The organism is Streptomyces sp. NPDC085866, from assembly GCF_044541035.1.
Taxonomy (GTDB): Bacteria; Actinomycetota; Actinomycetes; order Streptomycetales; family Streptomycetaceae; genus Streptomyces.
Map to the genome: position 1 here is coordinate 175913 of NZ_JBITSQ010000011.1, position 17232 is coordinate 193144.

The window sequence follows — 17232 nt, forward strand, 5'->3', positions numbered from 1 at the left end:
TCAGGGGTCCGTAATACTCGAGTCTGACGCGAAGACGGCTCTGAGGTCTGACGACCGGCGTGGTCCGGATCACTACCTTCGATGACGTGACTGTGATCGCGACCGAAAGCCTGAGCAAGCGGTTCCCCCGGGTGACCGCGCTCGACCGGCTGTCCGTGGACATCGGACCCGGTGTGACCGGACTCGTCGGAGCCAACGGCGCCGGCAAGTCCACCCTGATCAAGATCCTGCTGGGTCTGTCCCCCGCCACGGAGGGCCGCGCCGAGGTGCTCGGCCTCGACGTGGCCACCAAGGGCGCCGCCATCCGCGAACGCGTGGGCTACATGCCGGAGCACGACTGCCTGCCGCCCGACGTCTCGGCCACCGAGTTCGTCGTCCACATGGCCCGCATGTCCGGCCTGCCGCCCACCGCGGCACGCGAGCGCACCGCGGACACCCTGCGCCATGTCGGTCTGTACGAGGAGCGCTACCGCCCCATCGGCGGCTACTCCACCGGCATGAAGCAGCGCGTGAAGCTCGCCCAGGCCCTGGTGCACGACCCGCAGATGGTCTTCCTGGACGAGCCGACCAACGGCCTCGACCCGGTCGGCCGCGACGAGATGCTCGGCCTGATCCGCCGCATCCACACCGACTTCGGCATCTCGGTCCTGGTCACCTCCCACCTGCTGGGCGAACTCGAGCGCACCTGCGACCACGTCGTCGTCGTCGACGGCGGCAAGCTGCTGCGTTCCAGCTCCACCACGGACTTCACCCAGACCACGACGACCCTCGCGATCGAGGTCACCGACAGCGACGAACACCCCGACGGCACCCGCGCGGTCCGCGAGGCGCTCCACGCGCTCGGGGTGGACACCGACGACAGCAGCGGCCTCCCCGGCGCCGGGCACATCCTGCTGCTCACCGCGCAGGGCGAGGAGACGTACGACCTGGTGCGCGACACCGTCGCCGAGCTGGGCCTCGGGCTGGTGCGCATGGAGCAGCGCCGGCACCACATCTCGGAGGTCTTCACGAGCGAGGAAGAGCAGCGGAAGGAGGCGGCCGTCCATGGCAGTTGAACAGCCCATGCCGACACCCGTCGCACCGTCGGGTGACCAGACCCGGATCCACAACATCGGCTACCGCAACTACGACGGCCCCCGCCTCGGCCGCTCCTACGCCACCCGCTCGCTCTACTCGCAGTCCCTGCGCGGCGCGTACGGCCTCGGCCGCTCGGTCAAGTCCAAGGTGCTGCCGATGCTGCTGTTCGTGGTGATGTGCGTGCCCGCGGCCATCATGGTCGCCGTCGCGGTCGCCACGAAGGCGAAGGACCTGCCCGTCGACTACACGCGCTACGCGATCCTCATGCAGGCCGTCATCAGCCTGTACGTCGCCTCGCAGGCGCCCCAGTCGGTCTCGCGCGACCTGCGCTTCAAGACCGTGCCGCTGTACTTCTCGCGGCCGATCGAGACCGCGGACTACGTGCGCGCGAAGTACGCGGCGCTGGCCTCGGCGCTGTTCGTCCTCACCGCGGCCCCGCTGCTCGTGCTCTACATCGGCGCGCTGCTGGCCAAGCTCGACTTCGCCGACCAGACCAAGGGATTCGCACAGGGAATCGTCTCCGTGGCACTGCTCTCGTTGCTCTTCGCCGGCATCGGTCTGGTCATCGCCTCGGTGACCCCGCGGCGCGGCTTCGGCATCGCGGCCGTCATCGCCGTCATGACGATCTCCTACGGCGCGGTCTCCACGCTCCAGGCCATCGCCGAGGCGCAGAACAGCACGGGTGCCATCCCCTGGATCGGCCTCTTCTCGCCCGTCACGCTCATCGACGGAGTGCAGTCCGCGTTCCTCGGCGCGAGCTCGTCGTTCCCCGGAGCGGTCGGCCCCACCGACGGGGAGGGCGTGGTCTACGTCCTCGTCGCCCTTGGCCTCATCGCCGCCAGCTACGGCCTCCTCGTGCGCCGCTACCGGAAGGTGGGACTGTGACCACACTGTCCATCGACCACGTCTCCCGCTGGTTCGGCAACGTGGTCGCCGTCAACGACATCACCATGACCATCGGCCCCGGCGTCACCGGCCTGCTCGGTCCGAACGGCGCCGGAAAGTCCACCCTCATCAACATGATGGGCGGCTTCCTGGCCCCCTCCACCGGCACCGTCACCCTCGACGGCCGGCAGGTGTGGCGCAACGAGGCCATCTACAAGCACATCGGCATCGTCCCCGAGCGCGAGGCGATGTACGACTTCCTCACCGGCCGCGAATTCGTCGTCGCCAACGCCGAGTTGCACGGCCTGGGCGCCAAGGCTGCCCAACGGGCGCTGGCCACCGTCGAGATGGAGTACGCGCAGGACCGCAAGATCTCGACGTACTCCAAGGGCATGCGCCAGCGCGTGAAGATGGCGAGCGCCCTGGTGCACGACCCGTCGCTGCTCCTGCTGGACGAGCCCTTCAACGGCATGGACCCGCGCCAGCGCATGCAGCTCATGGAGTTGCTGCGGCGCATGGGCGACGAGGGCCGCACAGTGCTGTTCTCGTCCCACATCCTCGAAGAGGTCGAGCAGCTCGCCTGGCACATCGAGGTCGTCGTCGCCGGGCGGCACGCGGCCAGCGGCGACTTCCGCAAGATCCGCCGCCTGATGACCGACCGCCCGCACCGCTACCTGGTGCGCTCCAGCGACGACCGCGCACTCGCGGCCGCGCTGATCGCCGACCCGTCGACGTCCGGCATCGAGGTCGACCACGCCGAGGGCGCCCTGCGCATCCAGGCCGTCGACTTCGGCCGCTTCACCACCCTGCTGCCCAAGGTCGCCCGCGATCACGGCATCCGGCTGCTCACGGTCTCGCCGTCCGACGAGTCCCTCGAGTCCGTCTTCTCGTACCTGGTCGCGGCGTAGGAGGCCGAAGATGTACGACCCCACAGTCGCCCGGCTCACTTATCGGGCCCTGCTCGGCCGTCGCCGGGCCCTCATCCTGGGCGCCCTGCCGCTCCTGCTGATCGCGATCTCCGTCGTCGTCCGCGGCCTCGCGGGCGCCGACGACCAGACGGCCGCCGACCTGCTGGGCGGGCTGGCGCTCGCCACGATGGTGCCGATCATCGGCGTCATCGCGGGCACGGGCGCGATCGGCCCGGAGATCGACGACGGCTCCGTCGTCTACCTGCTGGCCAAGCCGGTGAAGCGCCCGACGATCATCTTCACCAAGCTGATCGTGGCGATCGCCGTGACGATGGTGTTCTCGGCCCTGCCGACGCTCGTCGCGGGCTTCATCCTCAACGGCAACGGTCAGCAGATCGCCGTCGCCTACACGGTGGCCGCACTGGTCGCGTCGATCGCCTACGCGGCGATGTTCCTGCTGCTCGGTACGGTGTCCCGGCACGCGGTGGTGTTCGGCCTCGTCTACGCCCTCGTCTGGGAGGCCCTGTTCGGCTCCCTGGTGTCCGGCGCCCGCACCCTGAGCGTCCAGCAGTGGTCGCTCGCCGTCGCCCACAAGGTGGCCGGCGGGGACCTGGTGACCTCGGACGTCGGACTGCCCACGGCGACGGTCCTGCTGGTCGTGGTCACCGTGCTCGCCACCTGGTACGCGGGCCAGAAACTGCGGTCGCTGACGCTCGCCGGCGAGGAGTGACAGGTCACGGCCTTGACGGGGGCTTCACCTCGGTCCGGGCACACTGGGCAGAGCGGATGTACGGCTGGCAGGCGGTGCACGGCTGGGAGGCCGGAGATGGCAGAGGAGATCCCGCAGTACGAGGGACGAGGGCGGACCGGCGGCGACGTCTGGGACGAGCTGGTCCTGGACGAGGACTTCGTGCGGGCCGCCGAGACCTCCGAGCCGTCCGCCCGGGCCCGGATGCTCGCAGCCCGCTGGCGCGCCGAGGAGCCGGAGCCGCAGCCGTGGCGGTCCGACGACCCGCCGGCGGGCTGGTTCTTCAGCAAGGCGCGTCGGCGCAGGTGGCGCCGCCGCTAGTGGCGGCCCCCGGTTAATTCGGTGGCGCCCGACTCGGTGGCGGGGCACAGTGGTTGTGCCCCATCCGCCGGGAGTGTCCCGGCGCCGCGTTCTGGGAGAGGAGTTGGGCGATGTCCATGCACGGCAGTACGTCCAGCTCCCCACAGGGCAGCCTGAGCCGGGCTCCGGAGTGATCCCTACCGCTCCGTAGAGCTCATGGGAGCTGCCCGGGGCGGCCGCTTCGAGCACGCGAAGTGTCTCTCGCGTGGGCCGCCCACCCGGAGGATTGGCCGAGTGGTAAGGCACCGGCTTGCTAAGCCGTGGTCGGGGGCAACCCCGCGCACGTTCGATCCGTGCATCCTCCGCAGAAGAAGCTGAAAGCTCGGCGCAGAAGAGACCGAACGCTCAGCCCAGCAACCGCTCCAGCACCATCGCGATCCCGTCCTCCTCGTTGGAGGTCGTGACCTCGTCCGCCACTGTCCTGAGCTCCTCGTGGGCGTTGGCCATCGCCACCCCGCGGGACGCCCAGGCGAACATCGGGACGTCGTTGGGCATGTCGCCGAAGGCGATCGTGTCGGCGGCCTTCAGACCCAGGCGGCGGGCCGCCAGGGACAGGCCCGTGGCCTTGGACAGGCCGAGGGGCAGCAGCTCCACGATGCCCTCGCCCGCCATGGCGACCGTGACGAACCCGCCGGCCGCCCGGCGGGCCGCCTCCACCAGCTCGTCGTCGCCCAGTGTCGGATGCTGTATGTAGATCTTGTTCAGCGGGGCGGTCCAGAGGTCGGACGCGTCCGTGAAGGGGGTGGCGGGAAGGGTGCCCTTGACCGCGTAACCCGGCCCCACCAGCACCTCGCCGTCCAGGCCGTCCCGGCTCGCCGCCAGGTACAGCGGACCCACCTCGGCCTCGATCTTCGCCAGGGCCACGCCTGCCAGCTGCCGGTCCAGGGTCACGGACGTCAGCAGGCGGTGTGCCCCGGCGTCGTACACCTGCGCGCCCTGGCCGCAGACGGCGAGGCCGTCGTAGCCGAGGTCGTCGAGGATGTGCCGGGTCCAGGGGACCCCGCGGCCGGTGACGACGATGTGCGCCGCGCCCGCCGCGGTGGCCGCGGCGAGCGCCTCACGGGTGCGCTGCGAGACCGACTCGTCGGAGCGCAGGAGCGTTCCGTCGAGGTCGGTGGCGATGAGTCGGAACGGGAATCCGGCGCTCACTTGGCGACCGGCTCCAGGACCTCCCGGCCGCCGAGGTACGGACGCAGCACCTTGGGCACGTACACGGAGCCGTCGGCCTGCTGGTGGTTCTCCAGGATCGCCACGATCGTGCGCGGTACGGCGCACAGCGTGCCGTTGAGCGTGGCCAGCGGCTTGACCTGCTTGCCGTCACGGACGCGGATCTGCAGCCGGCGGGACTGGAACTCGGTGCAGTCCGAGGTCGAGGTCAGCTCGCGGTACTTGCCCTGGGTCGGGATCCACGCCTCGCAGTCGTACTTACGGGAGGCCGAGGCGCCGAGGTCGGCGGACGCGACATCGATGACGCGGAACGGCAGCTCCAGCGAGGTCAGCCACTGCTTCTCCCACTCCAGCAGGCGCTTGTGCTCCTGCTGCGAGTCCTCGGGAGCGACGTACGTGAACATCTCGACCTTGTCGAACTGGTGCACGCGGAAGATGCCTCGCGTGTCCTTGCCGTGCGAGCCGGCCTCGCGGCGGAAGCACGGGGAGAAGCCCGCGTAGCGCAGCGGCAGCCGGTCGGCGTCGATGATCTCGTCCATGTGGTACGCCGCCAGCGGGACCTCGGAGGTGCCGACCAGGTACAGGTCGTCCTTGTCGAGGTGGTAGACGTCCTGGGCCGCCTGGCCGAGGAAGCCGGTGCCGGCCATGGACTGCGGGCGCACCAGCGCCGGGGTGAGCATCGGCGTGAAGCCGGCCTCGGTGGCCTGCGCGATCGCCGCGTTCACCAGGGCCAGCTCCAACAGGGCGCCGACACCGGTGAGGAAGTAGAAGCGGGAGCCGGAGACCTTGGCGCCGCGCTCGACGTCGATCGCGCCGAGGAGCTGGCCCAGCTCCAGGTGGTCCTTGGGCTCGAAGCCCTCGGCGCCGAAGTCGCGGATCGTGCCGTGCGTCTCCAGCGTGACGAAGTCCTCCTCGCCGCCGACGGGCACGTCGGGGTGGACGAGGTTGCCGAGCCGGAGCAGCAGCTGCTGGGTCTCGGCGTCGGCGGCGTCACGCTCGGCGTCGGCGGCCCTGACGTCGGCCTTCAGCTGCTCGGCACGCGCCAGCAGCTCGGCCTTCTCGTCCGGGCCGGCCTTGGGGATCAGCTTGCCGAGCTGCTTCTGCTCGGCGCGCAGCTCGTCGAAGCGGACGCCGGAGGACCTGCGCCGCTCGTCGGCAGACAGGAGGGAGTCGACGAGCGCGACGTCCTCTCCACGGGCGCGCTGGGACGCGCGCACACGGTCGGGGTCCTCACGAAGCAGGCGAAGGTCAATCACGAGGCCAAGGCTACCGGTGCGAGCTCCCAGGCCACGACCCACTATTGCGACTCGCGACTTACGTGCCGTTATGGGTCAATTGCGCAGAGTGTCCAGCGTGTCAATAAAGACCGTCTCATTCCCTGGAACGAGGCAGTCGGCCGACCCCTGGTTGACCGGATTCCCTTGTGGAGAGCGGGACTTGGCGGGCCGGTTGTCCACAGGAATCCAGGCGCCCGGAAGAGTTATCCACAGGCTGTGCGGAAAGTCTGTGGACTTCGGAATTGATCACTCCGGAAGTTCCGGCCGGACTGAAGAATTCCCGGTTCAAACAGGGGTGACACCCACTTTCGGGTGGAAAGAGGTCGCTCCAAAAGATGAACCAAAGGAAACGAGTGGACGAAGGGTGACCTGCCGGACGGTGGCCGCATCTGGGACTTCCAGGGCGATTTGTCGACCAGGTGGCACTGCCTTGTCGACTTGTCCCCAGGTCGAGAAGCGGACCTGTGGATAACTTCTGTGGATAACGAAGATATGCAGGTACGACTGGCTAGAACCGGCCGTCCTGGCAGCGCGCGACCCAGTCCGCGGCCGCCACGAACTCCTCGTCCGAGGTCCCCGGCAGGGTGGCCCGGGCCTCGCCGGGCTTGATGTCCGCACGCGGATAGGAACCGAGGAAACGAACCTGCAGACAGATCCGCTTCAGACCCATCAGCGCCTCGGCCACCCGCCGGTCGGAGATATGGCCCTCGGCGTCGATGCAGAAGCAGTAGTTGCCGATGCCGGCGCCGGTCGGCCGGGACTGCAGCAGCATGAGGTTGATGCCGCGGGTGGCGAACTCGCCGAGCAGGTCGCGCAGGGCGCCGGGGTGGTCGTCCCGCTGCCACAGCACCACCGAGGTCTTGTCGGCACCGGTCGGCGCGGCGGGCCGGGCCGGGCGGCCGACCAGCACGAACCGGGTCTGCGCGTTCTCCGCGTCATGGATCCCGGTCTCCAGGGCCTCGAGGCCGTACCGGGCGGCGGCGAACTCGCCCGCGAACGCGGCGTCGTACTGGCCCTCCTGGACCAGCCGTGCGGCGTCCGCGTTCGAGGCGGCCGACTCCCAGTGCACGTCCGGGAGGTTCTTCTTGAGCCAGTTGCGAACCTGCGGCTGGGCGGCCGGATGCGCGGAGACCGTCTTGATGTCGGACAGTGCGGTGCCCGGGCGGACCAGCAGCGCGAAGGTGATCGACAGCAGCACCTCGCGGTAGATCATCAGCGGCTCGCCCGCGACCAGCTCGTCCAGGGTGGTGGTGATGCCGCCCTCGACGGAGTTCTCGATCGGCACGAACGCGGCCTCGGCCTCGCCGGCCCGCACCGCGTCCAGCGCGGACTGCACCGACACGTACGGGATCAGCTCGCGGGTGGCCGCCTCCGGAAGCGTGCGCAGGGCGACTTCGGTGAAGGTGCCTTCGGGACCGAGATACGCATAGCTCGCTGGCATGTCCTCACCCTAATGGGCGCCGGCGAACGCGGCCCTCGCATCTCACGGACGCCACTCGACCGGGTGGTTTGAAACCCGGAATCACCCCTCCAGCAGTCGCTGTCCCACGTACTCTCCCTCGGCCGCACCGCCGGGCACCGCGAACAGGCCGCTCGACTCGTGCCGGATGTACTTCGACAGCGCGTCCCCCCGGTCGAGCTTGCGCTGCACCGGTACGAAGCCGCGCAGCGGGTCCGCTTGCCAGCAGACGAACAGCAGCCCGGCGTCCGGCGTCCCGTCCGTGTCGATGCCGTCGTGGTAGGAGAACGGGCGCCGCAGCATGGCCGCGCCGCCGTTCCGGTCGGGCCGGGTGATCCGGGCGTGGGCGTTGACCGGGACGACGTACTCGCCCTTGGCGTCCGCCTTCTCCAGGTCCATCGGGGTCGTCTCACCGCCGCCGGACAGCGGCGCCCCGTCGGCCTTCCGGCGCCCGATGACCGCCTCCTGGGCCGTGAGCGACAGCTTCTCCCAGTCGTCGAGGAGCATGCGGATACGGCGTACGACGGCGTAGGAGCCGTTCGCCATCCACGCGGGCTCGCCCGAGGCGGGCACGAAGATCCGCTTGTCGAAGTCGGCGTCGGCCGGCTTGGGGTTGCGGGTGCCGTCGAGCTGGCCCATGAGGTTGCGGGCCGTCATGGGGTGGGCGGTGGCGCCGGGGGTGCGGTTGAAGCCGTTCATCTGCCAGCGGACCCGGGCCGCGCCGCCGGCGTCCTTCTGGATCGCGCGCAGCGCGTGAAAGGCGACCAGGGCGTCGTCGGCGCCGATCTGCACCCACAGGTCGCCGTCGCTGCGTCCCTTGTCGAGGTGGTCGGAGGAGAAGTCGGGCAGCGGGTCGAGGGCGCTCGGCCGCTGCTTCTCCAGACCGGTCCTGCCGAAGAAGCTGTGACCGAAGCCGAAGGTGATCGTCAGCGCGGACGGGCCCGCGTCCCGCGCCACATCGGTGTCGTCGTGCGGCGCCGCCTCGCCCGCCATGAGCCGCTCGGCCGTCACCGACCAGCGGCGCAGCAGGGCCGCCGCCTCCTTGCGGCCCGCGCCCGCCGCCAGGTCGAAGGCGACGAGGTGGCCGCGGGCCTGCAGTCCCTCGGTGATGCCGGGCTGATGTTTCCCGTGAAACATCGCCCGGTCGGAGCCCACCGAGGTCAGCGGGGTGGCCTGGGCGGGCGCGGTCGCGTAGCCCACGGCTCCGCCGGCCGCGCCGAGCACGAGCCCGGTGGCCCCGGCGGTGCCGATCAGCGCGCGCCGGGAGATGCCGCGGCTGCCGTCGGCCGCGGGCTCCCGCACCGCGGACTCGGGCGTACGGGCCTGGGGAAGGGACTGGTCGGGCATGGTGGGGTTCAGCCGATCTGCGCGTTCTTGGAGACGGTCACCTGGTCGATGTCGGAGGTCCGCACGGTCACGGCGATCTTCCAGTCGCCCGCCATGGGGATCTGCACGCTGCTCGCCGACCAGTGGCCGGTGGTGATGTGGTCGGGGGTCACCGGAAGCGGCCCGATCTTCTTCGCCGTGAGGGTGAAGGCGACCTTCACCTCGGGGATGTCGAAGGCGCGCCCGTTGGGCCGCTGGACGTAGACGTGCATCTCGTTGCCGCCCACGCGCGCGGGGTCGAGGTCGACCCGCACGAGGCCCTTGCCGTCGGTGCCGCCGGTGTCGAAGGGCATGTCCAGGGTCAGCGTGCCGGAGGAACTCGACGAGGAGGACGAGGAGGACGACGAGGAGGACGACGTGGCCGCCTTGGCCTCCAGCTCGGTGCGGCCCGGCTCGGTCTGGGTGAGCCAGGTGGTGACGGCGAGCAGCACGACCGCGACGCCCGCCTCGGCGAGCACCGAGCGGCGCAGACCGAAGCGGTTCGCGTCGGCGTCCCGCAGCCGCTTCTGCCGGGCGGTGTCCACCGCGGCCCGCTGCCGGGCGAGCTGGGCGGCGCGCTTGTCGTCACCGGAGACGGCACCCTTGCCGGTGTTCTTCCCGCTGCCCTTGCCGGCGGCCTTCGACGCGGAGACGTGCTCCTTCTCACGCTCCTTGGCGCGTTCCTTCTCGGGCTGCTTCGCCTTCTTGGCGGCGGTGACCGTGTCCGTGGTGTCCGCCAGGCGTCCCGTCCAGCGCCGCGAGATCCATGCGATGCCCACCAGCAGTGCCACCAGCCCGATCTTGACCAGCAGCAGCTGCCCGTACCGGGTCTCGGTGAACGCGGACCAGGAGCCGAGCTGGCGCCAGGACTGGTAGGTGCCGGTGGCGACCAGGGCGAGGACGGAGCCGAACGCGAGGCGGGAGAACCGGTGGACGGCGGCCGCCTCGAGCGGCGTGTCCGCGGGTGCCCGGTACAGGGCGACGAGCAGGGCAGTCAGACCGCCCAGCCAGGCGGCGACGGCCAGCAGGTGGAGGACGTCGACGGGCATGGCGATGCCCGGCTGGAGCCCGGTGGAGGCGTGCTCGGCCATGGCCCAGCTCGCGGCGAGCCCGGCTGCCACGACCACTCCGCCGATGGCGAGCCCGAAGGTCAGGTCACGCTTCTCCTCGCCCTCCTCCCGCCGGTTGTAGGCGCCGAAGAGGACGGCGATGAACAGTGCGGCGGCGGCGAGCAGAAGCAGCCGGGAGACCAGCGCGGCGCCGGTCTTGGTCTGCAGCACCTGGCCTAGCAGGTCGAGATCGAAGACGTCCCCGAACTTCCCGGAGGAGGTGTAGGAGCCGCGCAGGAGCAGCAGCCACAGGGTGGCCGCGGTGAGCGCGAGCCAGCCGCCGCCCACGAGCCGCTGCAGGGCCCGTACGCCCGAGCCGCGCTGCCAGCAGGCCAGCACGAAGGCGGCGCCGCCCGCCAGCACGATGAAGCCGGCGTACGAGACGTACCGCCCGAACGCGTAGAGCCAGCCGACGACCGTGTCGCCCGCCGCGGTCCCCACTCCGGAGACGACGGTCTGCGAGGGCGCCCCGATGGAGAAGGTGAAGGCGCCGGAGACGGGGTGGCTGTCCGCCGAGACGACCTGGTAGGCGACCGTGTAGGTGCCCTTGGCCAGGCCGCTCTTCAGCTTCACCGCGTACGTCGTCCCGCTCAGGTTGGCGGGCGAGCCGACCTCGACCTTCTTGCCCTTGGGGTCGAGGACCTGCAGCGAGTCGTCGTTCATCGCCACCTTCTCGGAGAAGGTGAGCGACACCTGGGTGGGCGCCTTGTCGACCACCACCCCCTGAGCGGGGTCGCTGCCGGTCAGTGCGGCATGCGCGGATGCCGGTCCGGCGCCCGCGAGCAGCGCGCCGGCGACGGCGAGAAGCAGCAGCACCAGGGTCCGCAGGCGGGGGGTGATGGTCCGCGTCAAGGTGGTCCCTCCCTCAGTGGCCGGTCGACGGGTTGTACGTGGCGGACTCCACCGGCATCTCGACGGTGAGGGGCCCGGACTTGGCGAAGGTGAGCTTCAGGGTGACCTTCTGCCCCTGCTCCGGCCTGTGCTTCAGCTTCTCGAACATCAGATGGTTGCCACCGCTCTTGAACACGAGTTGACCATGCGCCGGGACGGCGAAGGAGGTCTTCTCCTCCATGGCCCCGCCGACGGTGCTGTGCATGGTGACCTGGTCGGCGACGTCGCTGGTGACCGAGGTCAGCTCGTCCTTCGCACCGCCCTGGTTGGTGATCGTCAGGAACCCGGCGGCCATGTCGGCGGAGACCGGCTGGGGCATGTAGGACGAACTCACCGACAGCTCGGCCCTGGAAGAGCCGGAGTCGGAGCCGGTGCCGCAGCCGGCCAGTGCGAGGGCGCCCGCCAGCGCGACTGCGGTCAGGACGGCACGCCTCACGGCTTGGCTCCCTCGACGAGCTTCGGCAGGTCCTTGGTGTAGTCGTCGACTGTGGCGTCCTCGCCGTAGAGGACGTAGCCCCCGTCGGTCTTCGGCGAGAACGCGATGACCTGGGTGCCGTGCACCGAGACGACCTTGCCGTTCTTGTCCTTCGTCGTCGGCTCGATGGAGATGCCGAGAGAGCGGGCGCCGGCCTGGATGGTGGAGAAGTCGCCGGTCAGGCCGATGAACTGGGTGTCGATGCCCTTGAGCCACTTGCCCAGTTCGGCGGGGGTGTCGCGGTCGGGGTCGGTGGTGACGAAGACGACCCTGAGGTCGTTCTGCGCGGCCTTGGGCAGCGCCTTCTTGGCCACTGCGATGTTGCTCATCGTCGTCGGGCAGATGTCGGGGCAGTGTGTGTAGCCGAAGTAGACCAGGGTCGGGTGGCCCTTGGTCTCGGCGCGCAGGTCGTACTTCTTGCCGTGCGTGTCGGTGAGGACCAGGTCGGGCTTCTCGAACGGCTGGTCGAGGACGGTCGCGGCCTTGCCCGAGTCGGTCTCCTCGGAGACCACGGCGACGGGCGACTTTCCGTCGTCACCGCTGCCGCAGGCGGAGAGGGTCAGGGTGGCGGCGGCGAGCAGCGCGGCCGCGGCGAAGGTCTTCTTGCGCATAGAAAAATGTCCCAGATGTGAGAACTCCGGTGCGCACCGGGGTCGTACGACAGCCTCGCACGACCCCGGTGCGCATGCGGAACGGTGGATCAGGCGGTCCGGCGGCGGCCGGCGAGGACGCCGTAGGCCACGCCCGCGACACCGATGACGATGCCGACCACGCCGAGCACACGCGCGGTGGTGTCGCTGCCGCCCTTCGCGTCCTCGTCGGCGGCCGTCGTCTCGTTCTTGCCGCCGGCCTTGCCCTCGGACTTGTCGGAGGCGTCCTCGGCGGTCGAGGCGCCGTGGTGGTCGCCGGTGGCTGCGGACAGCTCCAGCACCGGGGCCGGGTTCTCCGGCTCGGCCTGGCCCTCCTGCGGCACCTCGATCCAGCGCACGACCTCCTTGTCGGAGTACGTCTGGATCGCCTTGAACACGAGCTGGTCGGTGTCCTCGGGCAGGGCGCCGACGGAGAGCGGGAACTTCTGGAAGTAGCCGGGCTCGATGCCCTTGCCGTCGGCGGTCCAGGTGACCTTGGTGACGGCCTCGTCGATCTTCTCGCCGTGCAGGGTCAGCGGCTTGTCGAGCTTGGACTTGGTGACCTTGACTTTCCAGCCGGCGAGGGGCTCGGGCATGACGGAGGCCAGCGGGTGGTCGGCGGGGAAGGTCACCTCGACCTCGGTGGTCGAGGAGTCGTCCCGCTCGTTGGGGACCTTGAAGTCGACGACCGCGTAGCCGCCCTTGGCCGCGGTGCCTTCGGGCTGCACGCTGACGTGCGCGAAGGCGGGGGCGGACAGCGTGAGAACGGCCGTGCCCGCGACGGCAGCGGCGGCGGCGATACGAGAAGCCTTCATGGCGGGGAGCACTCCACTCCGAGTGAGTTCCGGTGGTGATCAGGAGTACGCGTGCGTGTGGCGGCACCACTCGTGGTGCCACGTGTCCGATGTGCGCACGCGCGCGTGCCGCACGACGGCGGCCCCTCCTGTCCGGTTCTCCGTCTCCGGCTCCGGTGGAGTGATGGTCGCGTCGTGTCAGGCGGCGAGGAGGAACGCGGCGGCGGGCGGGCCGCGCCGGATCACCGTGTGCTGGAGTGCGGTGGTGTGCGGGGCGGGTTCCTCGTCCCGGTCGGTACGACGGCCCGGCGGGCCGGGCTCGGCCGCGGGCAGCAGCCCGGCGCACAGGGCGTGCGCCAGCGCGAGCGCCCCACGCAGGGATCGTACGAGCGCCCCCTCTGCGACTCCGTGCGCCGACAGCTCGATCAGCCGCAGCACGGCCAGGTCGCCGCGGCGCAGCAGCCATCCGGCGGCGAGGGCCGCGAGGACGTGGCCGAGCAGCATCGGCAGGGAGGGCAGCAGCGACGCCGAGGAACCGGTGGCGTCGGCCATGTGGTGCGCGGCCGGCGTGGCGCCCACGGCCCGGCCGGAGGGGTCGATGAGGTGCGCGTTGAGCAGGAGCCGGTAGGCGTGTCCGGGGGTGAGCGCCGAGGGGCTGGACCCGCACACCAGCCGGGCGGCCCGTTCGACGAGTGCGCCGCTGCTCAGCGACACATCCGTCGAGCTCATCGGCATCGCGCCGGTCGCCCCGTGCTGGCCCAGCCCGAACAGCGTGTGCAGCACGGTCTGGCCGAGCGCGAGGAGCGCGGCGATGCCGGGCAGCGAGCGCTGCCGTCCGGCGAGCGGTGCCACCAGCAGTAGAGAGCCCAGGAATCCCGCGCCGAGCGTCCACAGCGGCACGCGCGCGCAGGAGGCCAGTGTGTGCCCGGCCGCGGCCAGCGCGACGCAGACCGCGGCGAACACCGCGGCCCGCAGGAACCGGAGCCCGGCTCCGGGGCGCGCCGTGCGCGGGTGGGGGGCAGTCATGGCGGCCTCATCATCGCACTGGCCTTACCCGGTTCCTACGGCAGGGCACGGGATCCGGCCCCGGCGAAAAAGATCACCAGAAAGAATGGAAGATCATCCTCCGCCCGGGGACCTGCCCTCATACACCGATTCCTCCCGGGACGCATCGACCGTATGGGCGGAGTCACGTCAACGGAGTGCTTACAGCCGTGCACGGGCGGCAATAGGTAACGGTATGTCGAGCCGCGGCCAGGAGGCTGGAGCATGAGCATCTGGTGGTCACTCCATCTGCGGCGCGAGGCTGCGAGCGTCCCGCTCGCCCGGCGGCTGCTGATCGGCACGATGGAGACGGCGGGCGTCGACCCGGATGTCTCCTACGACCTGTCCGTCGCCCTCAGCGAGGCCTGCGCCAACGCGGTCGAGCACGGCGGAGGCTCGCGCGACGGCTCCTCGGAGGCCTACCGGGTGACCGCCTACCTCGACGGCGAGAAGTGCCGGATCGAGGTGGCCGACTCCGGGCCCGGGTTCACCCGCACCCACGACATCAGACCAGCCCGCGCGGACGCCGAGCACGGCCGCGGGCTCTGCCTCATCCGGGAACTCGCCGATCACGTGCACATCGGCGCCAAGCCGGGCCGGGGCGGGACGGTGGTGAGCTTCGACAAGATGCTCAAGTGGAAGAAAGATCCTTCCCTGCTTACGGCATGACGGTCCCTCTCAGGAGTCCGCGCCGCTATGGTGCGCGCATGCATGGCAGACACATGGAATTGCAGCACGAGAAAATAGCGGGCGGAGTGATCCTGCGTCCGCTCGCCGCGGCCGACGCTTTCGCTCTCGCCTCCGCCTATACGGAGAACCGTAAACACCTGGAACCGTGGGAACCGGTCAGACCGGAATCCTTCTTCACCGCCGAGGGTCAGGCGGAGCGCATCGACGGGCTGCTGCGACAGTTCGCCGAGGGCGCCTTGGTGCCGTGGGTGTTCGAGGCTCCGGACGGCCGGATCGTCGGGGCGATCACCTTGTCCGGTATTTCGCACGGCCCTTTCTGCAGTTCCTATCTCGGGTACTGGGTGGCCGCCGACCAGCAGAACAAGGGGCTGGCCAGTTCCGCGGTGGAGCAGGTCTGCCGTATCGCCCGGGACACGGTCGGGCTGCACCGTATCGAGGCGTCCACGCTGACCGATAACACCGGTTCGCAGCGGGTTCTGGCGAAATGCGGATTCGAGGTGATCGGACTTGCGCCCGATTACCTGCACATCAACGGGGAATGGCGGGACTGCCGGCTCTTCCAACGCGTGCTGCACGACCACGCCCCGGTCCCGTAAGGGTGCGTTCTCGCCCAAGAGTGCGTTTTCGGCCTTCTTCTCGAACTTCCCATCTTTCACAGTGCTTTCCCAGGTCATGCCCATCGGACTGACAAGCGGCGTTCCTAACTTCCTCGGCCATGACGGGAAAACACAGAAACACCTCGATCACCCGGCGCCGGGCCCTCGCGGTCACCGGCGGCACGGTGGCGGCGGGTGGCCTCGCAGTCGCCGGTTAACCAGGGGCTCTGCCGTCTCCGTCAAGTTCGGGGCCGCGGGCGCGCGAGGTGAGGCACGGGCCGGGTTTCCGCATGTGCGGCGGGCGTTGGACGCGTTGGGCGCGGCGCGGGCGGGCGGTGCCGACGAGGTGCGGGCCCGGCTGGACGCCCTGCTCACCGTGATGTCCACCCTGCAGGACACCGAACTGCTGCACACCGCGGGCCCGATCGGCCTGCGGCAGGTGCAGGCGGGTGCCCGCGCCGTCCTGGGTCTGCTCGCGAGGGCGTTGTTCCTGGACGCGTTGCCGGTCAGCCCACGAGCGCCGACTCGGTGACCGCCCGCTCGGCACGGCCGGCGGCCCACCGGGCCGCCGGCCCCATCGCACAGGCCGCCGCCGGCATCAGCGCGCCCAGCAGCAGCCAGCCCGGGGTGCCCCAGCCCATGAGCAGCGAGGTCACCACCAGTGGCCCCAGGGTGCGGGCCACCGTGACACCCGTGCCGAAGAAGCCCTGGTACTCGCCCATCCGGTCGGCCGGGGCCAGATCGAAGGACAGCTGCCACGAGCCCGCCGACTGCTGCATCTCCGCGACGACCTGCAGCACCGCGCCGGCCACCAGGATCACCGCCGCGGGCCACGCGGACCGGCCCGCCGACAGCGCGAACACCGCGCAGGACGCGAACATCACCACCCCGGACCGGCGCAGCACCCGTACCGCCGTGGCCGGCCCGGTGACGGCTCGGGCCGCCCGCACCTGGAACAGCGTGACCGCCCCGGTGTTGAGGACGAACAGCACCGAGGCCAGCCAGGCCGGCGCCCCGGTCCGCTCCGTGATCCACAGCGGCAGCGCGAGGCTCAGCAGCGGCAGACGCAGCAGCAGTACGGCGTTGAGCAGCGCGAGGAGCGCGTACGGCCGGTCGCGCAGGACGGCGAACCGTTGCTCCCGGCGCCCGCCCGCCACTGCCGTCGCCGTCCCCGGCGCCACCGCCGGCAGCCGCAGCAGGATCAGCGCGCACATCACGAAGCACACCGCGTCCAGGATCAGCACCGCCCGGTACGCCCCCGCCGTACCGGCGTTCAGCGCGAGCCCGCCGAGCGCCGCGCCGACCGCCAGCCCTCCGTTCAGCGTCGACTGCAGCCGCGCCAGCAGCCCCGTCCGCTCCCCGGCCGGCACCAGCCCCGCCAGCAGCGCCTGCCGGGCCGCCGCCAGACCCGACTGCGCCGAGGCGTAGGCACAGGCGGCGAGGACGAAGGGCACGAACCCCCGCACCAGGAGGAACGCCCCGACCGCCGCCGCGGTGCCCAGCGCCAGCAGCACCGCCGTCCCGCGCGCCCCACGCCGGTCCGCGAGCCGCCCGAGCGGCACCCCGACCAGCGAGCCGACTGCCCAGGCGAGCGTCAGCCCGAGCCCCACGCGCGCGGGCGCGAGGCCGACGACCCTGGTGAAGTACAGCGCCGAGGTGACGTAGAAGGCGCCGTCCCCGACGGAGTTGGCGAGCTGGGCGAGGGCCAGGAAGCGCTGCGGGCGGAACGTCATACCGATGACGCTAGAGGCCTATTGG

Annotated in this window: 17 protein-coding genes, 1 tRNA gene and 1 pseudogene; 9 read left to right on the forward strand and 10 right to left on the reverse strand. The window is 70.7% G+C overall.

The features are described from left to right. Positions 1-92 precede the first annotated feature (92 nt). The 6 genes from ACIF83_RS27960 to ACIF83_RS27985 all read left to right on the forward strand — a co-directional run bounded on the left by ACIF83_RS27960 (position 93) and on the right by ACIF83_RS27985 (position 4283). Entirely contained in the window at positions 93-1055 is a 963-nt protein-coding gene (locus ACIF83_RS27960; RefSeq protein ID WP_393475378.1) for an ABC transporter ATP-binding protein, read from the forward strand. Next, positions 1045-1962 (forward strand): ABC transporter permease, encoded by a 918-nt coding sequence (locus tag ACIF83_RS27965; RefSeq protein WP_393474583.1) that lies wholly within the window; start codon positions 1045-1047, stop codon positions 1960-1962. Before ACIF83_RS27960 ends, ACIF83_RS27965 begins: the two co-directional genes overlap by 11 nt. After that, positions 1959-2870, forward strand: coding sequence for an ABC transporter ATP-binding protein (locus tag ACIF83_RS27970; protein ID WP_398138710.1), 912 nt, complete (start codon positions 1959-1961; stop codon positions 2868-2870). The genes ACIF83_RS27965 and ACIF83_RS27970 overlap by 4 nt, the downstream gene beginning before the upstream one ends. A gap of 10 nt (positions 2871-2880) precedes the next feature. Further along, the gene (locus tag ACIF83_RS27975; RefSeq protein WP_386572573.1) at positions 2881-3600 is read left to right on the forward strand and encodes an ABC transporter permease subunit; all 720 of its coding nucleotides are present in this window, start codon (positions 2881-2883) and stop codon (positions 3598-3600) included. Between the two features lie 96 nt (positions 3601-3696). Next, on the forward strand, positions 3697-3939 hold the full coding sequence (locus ACIF83_RS27980) for a hypothetical protein (protein WP_393474576.1): 243 nt from the start codon (positions 3697-3699) through the stop codon (positions 3937-3939). A gap of 259 nt (positions 3940-4198) precedes the next feature. Further along, positions 4199-4283 (forward strand) — tRNA-Ser (locus ACIF83_RS27985). Between the two features lie 40 nt (positions 4284-4323). On the opposite strand, the gene ACIF83_RS27990 is transcribed toward ACIF83_RS27985, so the two are convergent. From ACIF83_RS27990 to ACIF83_RS28030, 9 genes are all read right to left on the reverse strand, one after another. Then, complete coding sequence (locus ACIF83_RS27990; RefSeq protein ID WP_393474573.1) at positions 4324-5127, reverse strand: HAD family hydrolase; 804 nt, start codon at positions 5125-5127, stop codon at positions 4324-4326. After that, on the reverse strand, positions 5124-6401 hold the full coding sequence (gene serS, locus ACIF83_RS27995; RefSeq protein WP_393474570.1) for a serine--tRNA ligase: 1278 nt from the start codon (positions 6399-6401) through the stop codon (positions 5124-5126). Before serS ends, ACIF83_RS27990 begins: the two co-directional genes overlap by 4 nt. Positions 6402-6930: 529 nt before the next feature. Beyond that, positions 6931-7863 (reverse strand): prephenate dehydratase, encoded by a 933-nt coding sequence (gene pheA, locus ACIF83_RS28000; protein WP_393474567.1) that lies wholly within the window; start codon positions 7861-7863, stop codon positions 6931-6933. An 81-nt stretch (positions 7864-7944) separates the two neighbouring features. After that, complete coding sequence (gene efeB, locus ACIF83_RS28005; protein ID WP_398138709.1) at positions 7945-9228, reverse strand: iron uptake transporter deferrochelatase/peroxidase subunit; 1284 nt, start codon at positions 9226-9228, stop codon at positions 7945-7947. Positions 9229-9236: 8 nt separating this feature from the next. Beyond that, the gene (locus ACIF83_RS28010) at positions 9237-11207 is read right to left on the reverse strand and encodes a copper resistance CopC/CopD family protein (protein WP_399730968.1); all 1971 of its coding nucleotides are present in this window, start codon (positions 11205-11207) and stop codon (positions 9237-9239) included. Between the two features lie 13 nt (positions 11208-11220). Further along, complete coding sequence (locus ACIF83_RS28015) at positions 11221-11682, reverse strand: copper chaperone PCu(A)C (protein WP_399730971.1); 462 nt, start codon at positions 11680-11682, stop codon at positions 11221-11223. Next, a complete protein-coding gene (locus ACIF83_RS28020) occupies positions 11679-12332 on the reverse strand; it encodes an SCO family protein (protein WP_393474556.1) in 654 nt (217 codons plus the stop codon). The genes ACIF83_RS28015 and ACIF83_RS28020 overlap by 4 nt, the downstream gene beginning before the upstream one ends. 89 nt (positions 12333-12421) lie before the next feature. Continuing rightward, complete coding sequence (locus ACIF83_RS28025; RefSeq protein ID WP_399730974.1) at positions 12422-13165, reverse strand: YcnI family protein; 744 nt, start codon at positions 13163-13165, stop codon at positions 12422-12424. Between the two features lie 177 nt (positions 13166-13342). Continuing rightward, entirely contained in the window at positions 13343-14170 is an 828-nt protein-coding gene (locus ACIF83_RS28030) for a hypothetical protein (protein ID WP_399730977.1), read from the reverse strand. A gap of 243 nt (positions 14171-14413) precedes the next feature. Between ACIF83_RS28030 and ACIF83_RS28035 the strand changes: the two genes are divergently transcribed. The 3 genes and pseudogenes from ACIF83_RS28035 to ACIF83_RS28045 form a co-directional block, all read left to right on the forward strand. After that, entirely contained in the window at positions 14414-14857 is a 444-nt protein-coding gene (locus ACIF83_RS28035) for an ATP-binding protein (RefSeq protein WP_393474547.1), read from the forward strand. A 38-nt stretch (positions 14858-14895) separates the two neighbouring features. Further along, positions 14896-15474, forward strand: a complete 579-nt coding sequence (locus tag ACIF83_RS28040) for a GNAT family N-acetyltransferase (protein WP_399730980.1) — start codon at positions 14896-14898, stop codon at positions 15472-15474. A 208-nt stretch (positions 15475-15682) separates the two neighbouring features. Continuing rightward, positions 15683-16006: pseudogene (locus ACIF83_RS28045) on the forward strand (triphosphoribosyl-dephospho-CoA synthase); the annotation flags it as partial. On the opposite strand, the gene ACIF83_RS28050 reads toward ACIF83_RS28045, so the two are convergent. Next, a complete protein-coding gene (locus ACIF83_RS28050) occupies positions 15981-17207 on the reverse strand; it encodes an MFS transporter (RefSeq protein WP_393474541.1) in 1227 nt (408 codons plus the stop codon). The pseudogene ACIF83_RS28045 and the gene ACIF83_RS28050 overlap by 26 nt on opposite strands. Positions 17208-17232: the final 25 nt, after the last annotated feature.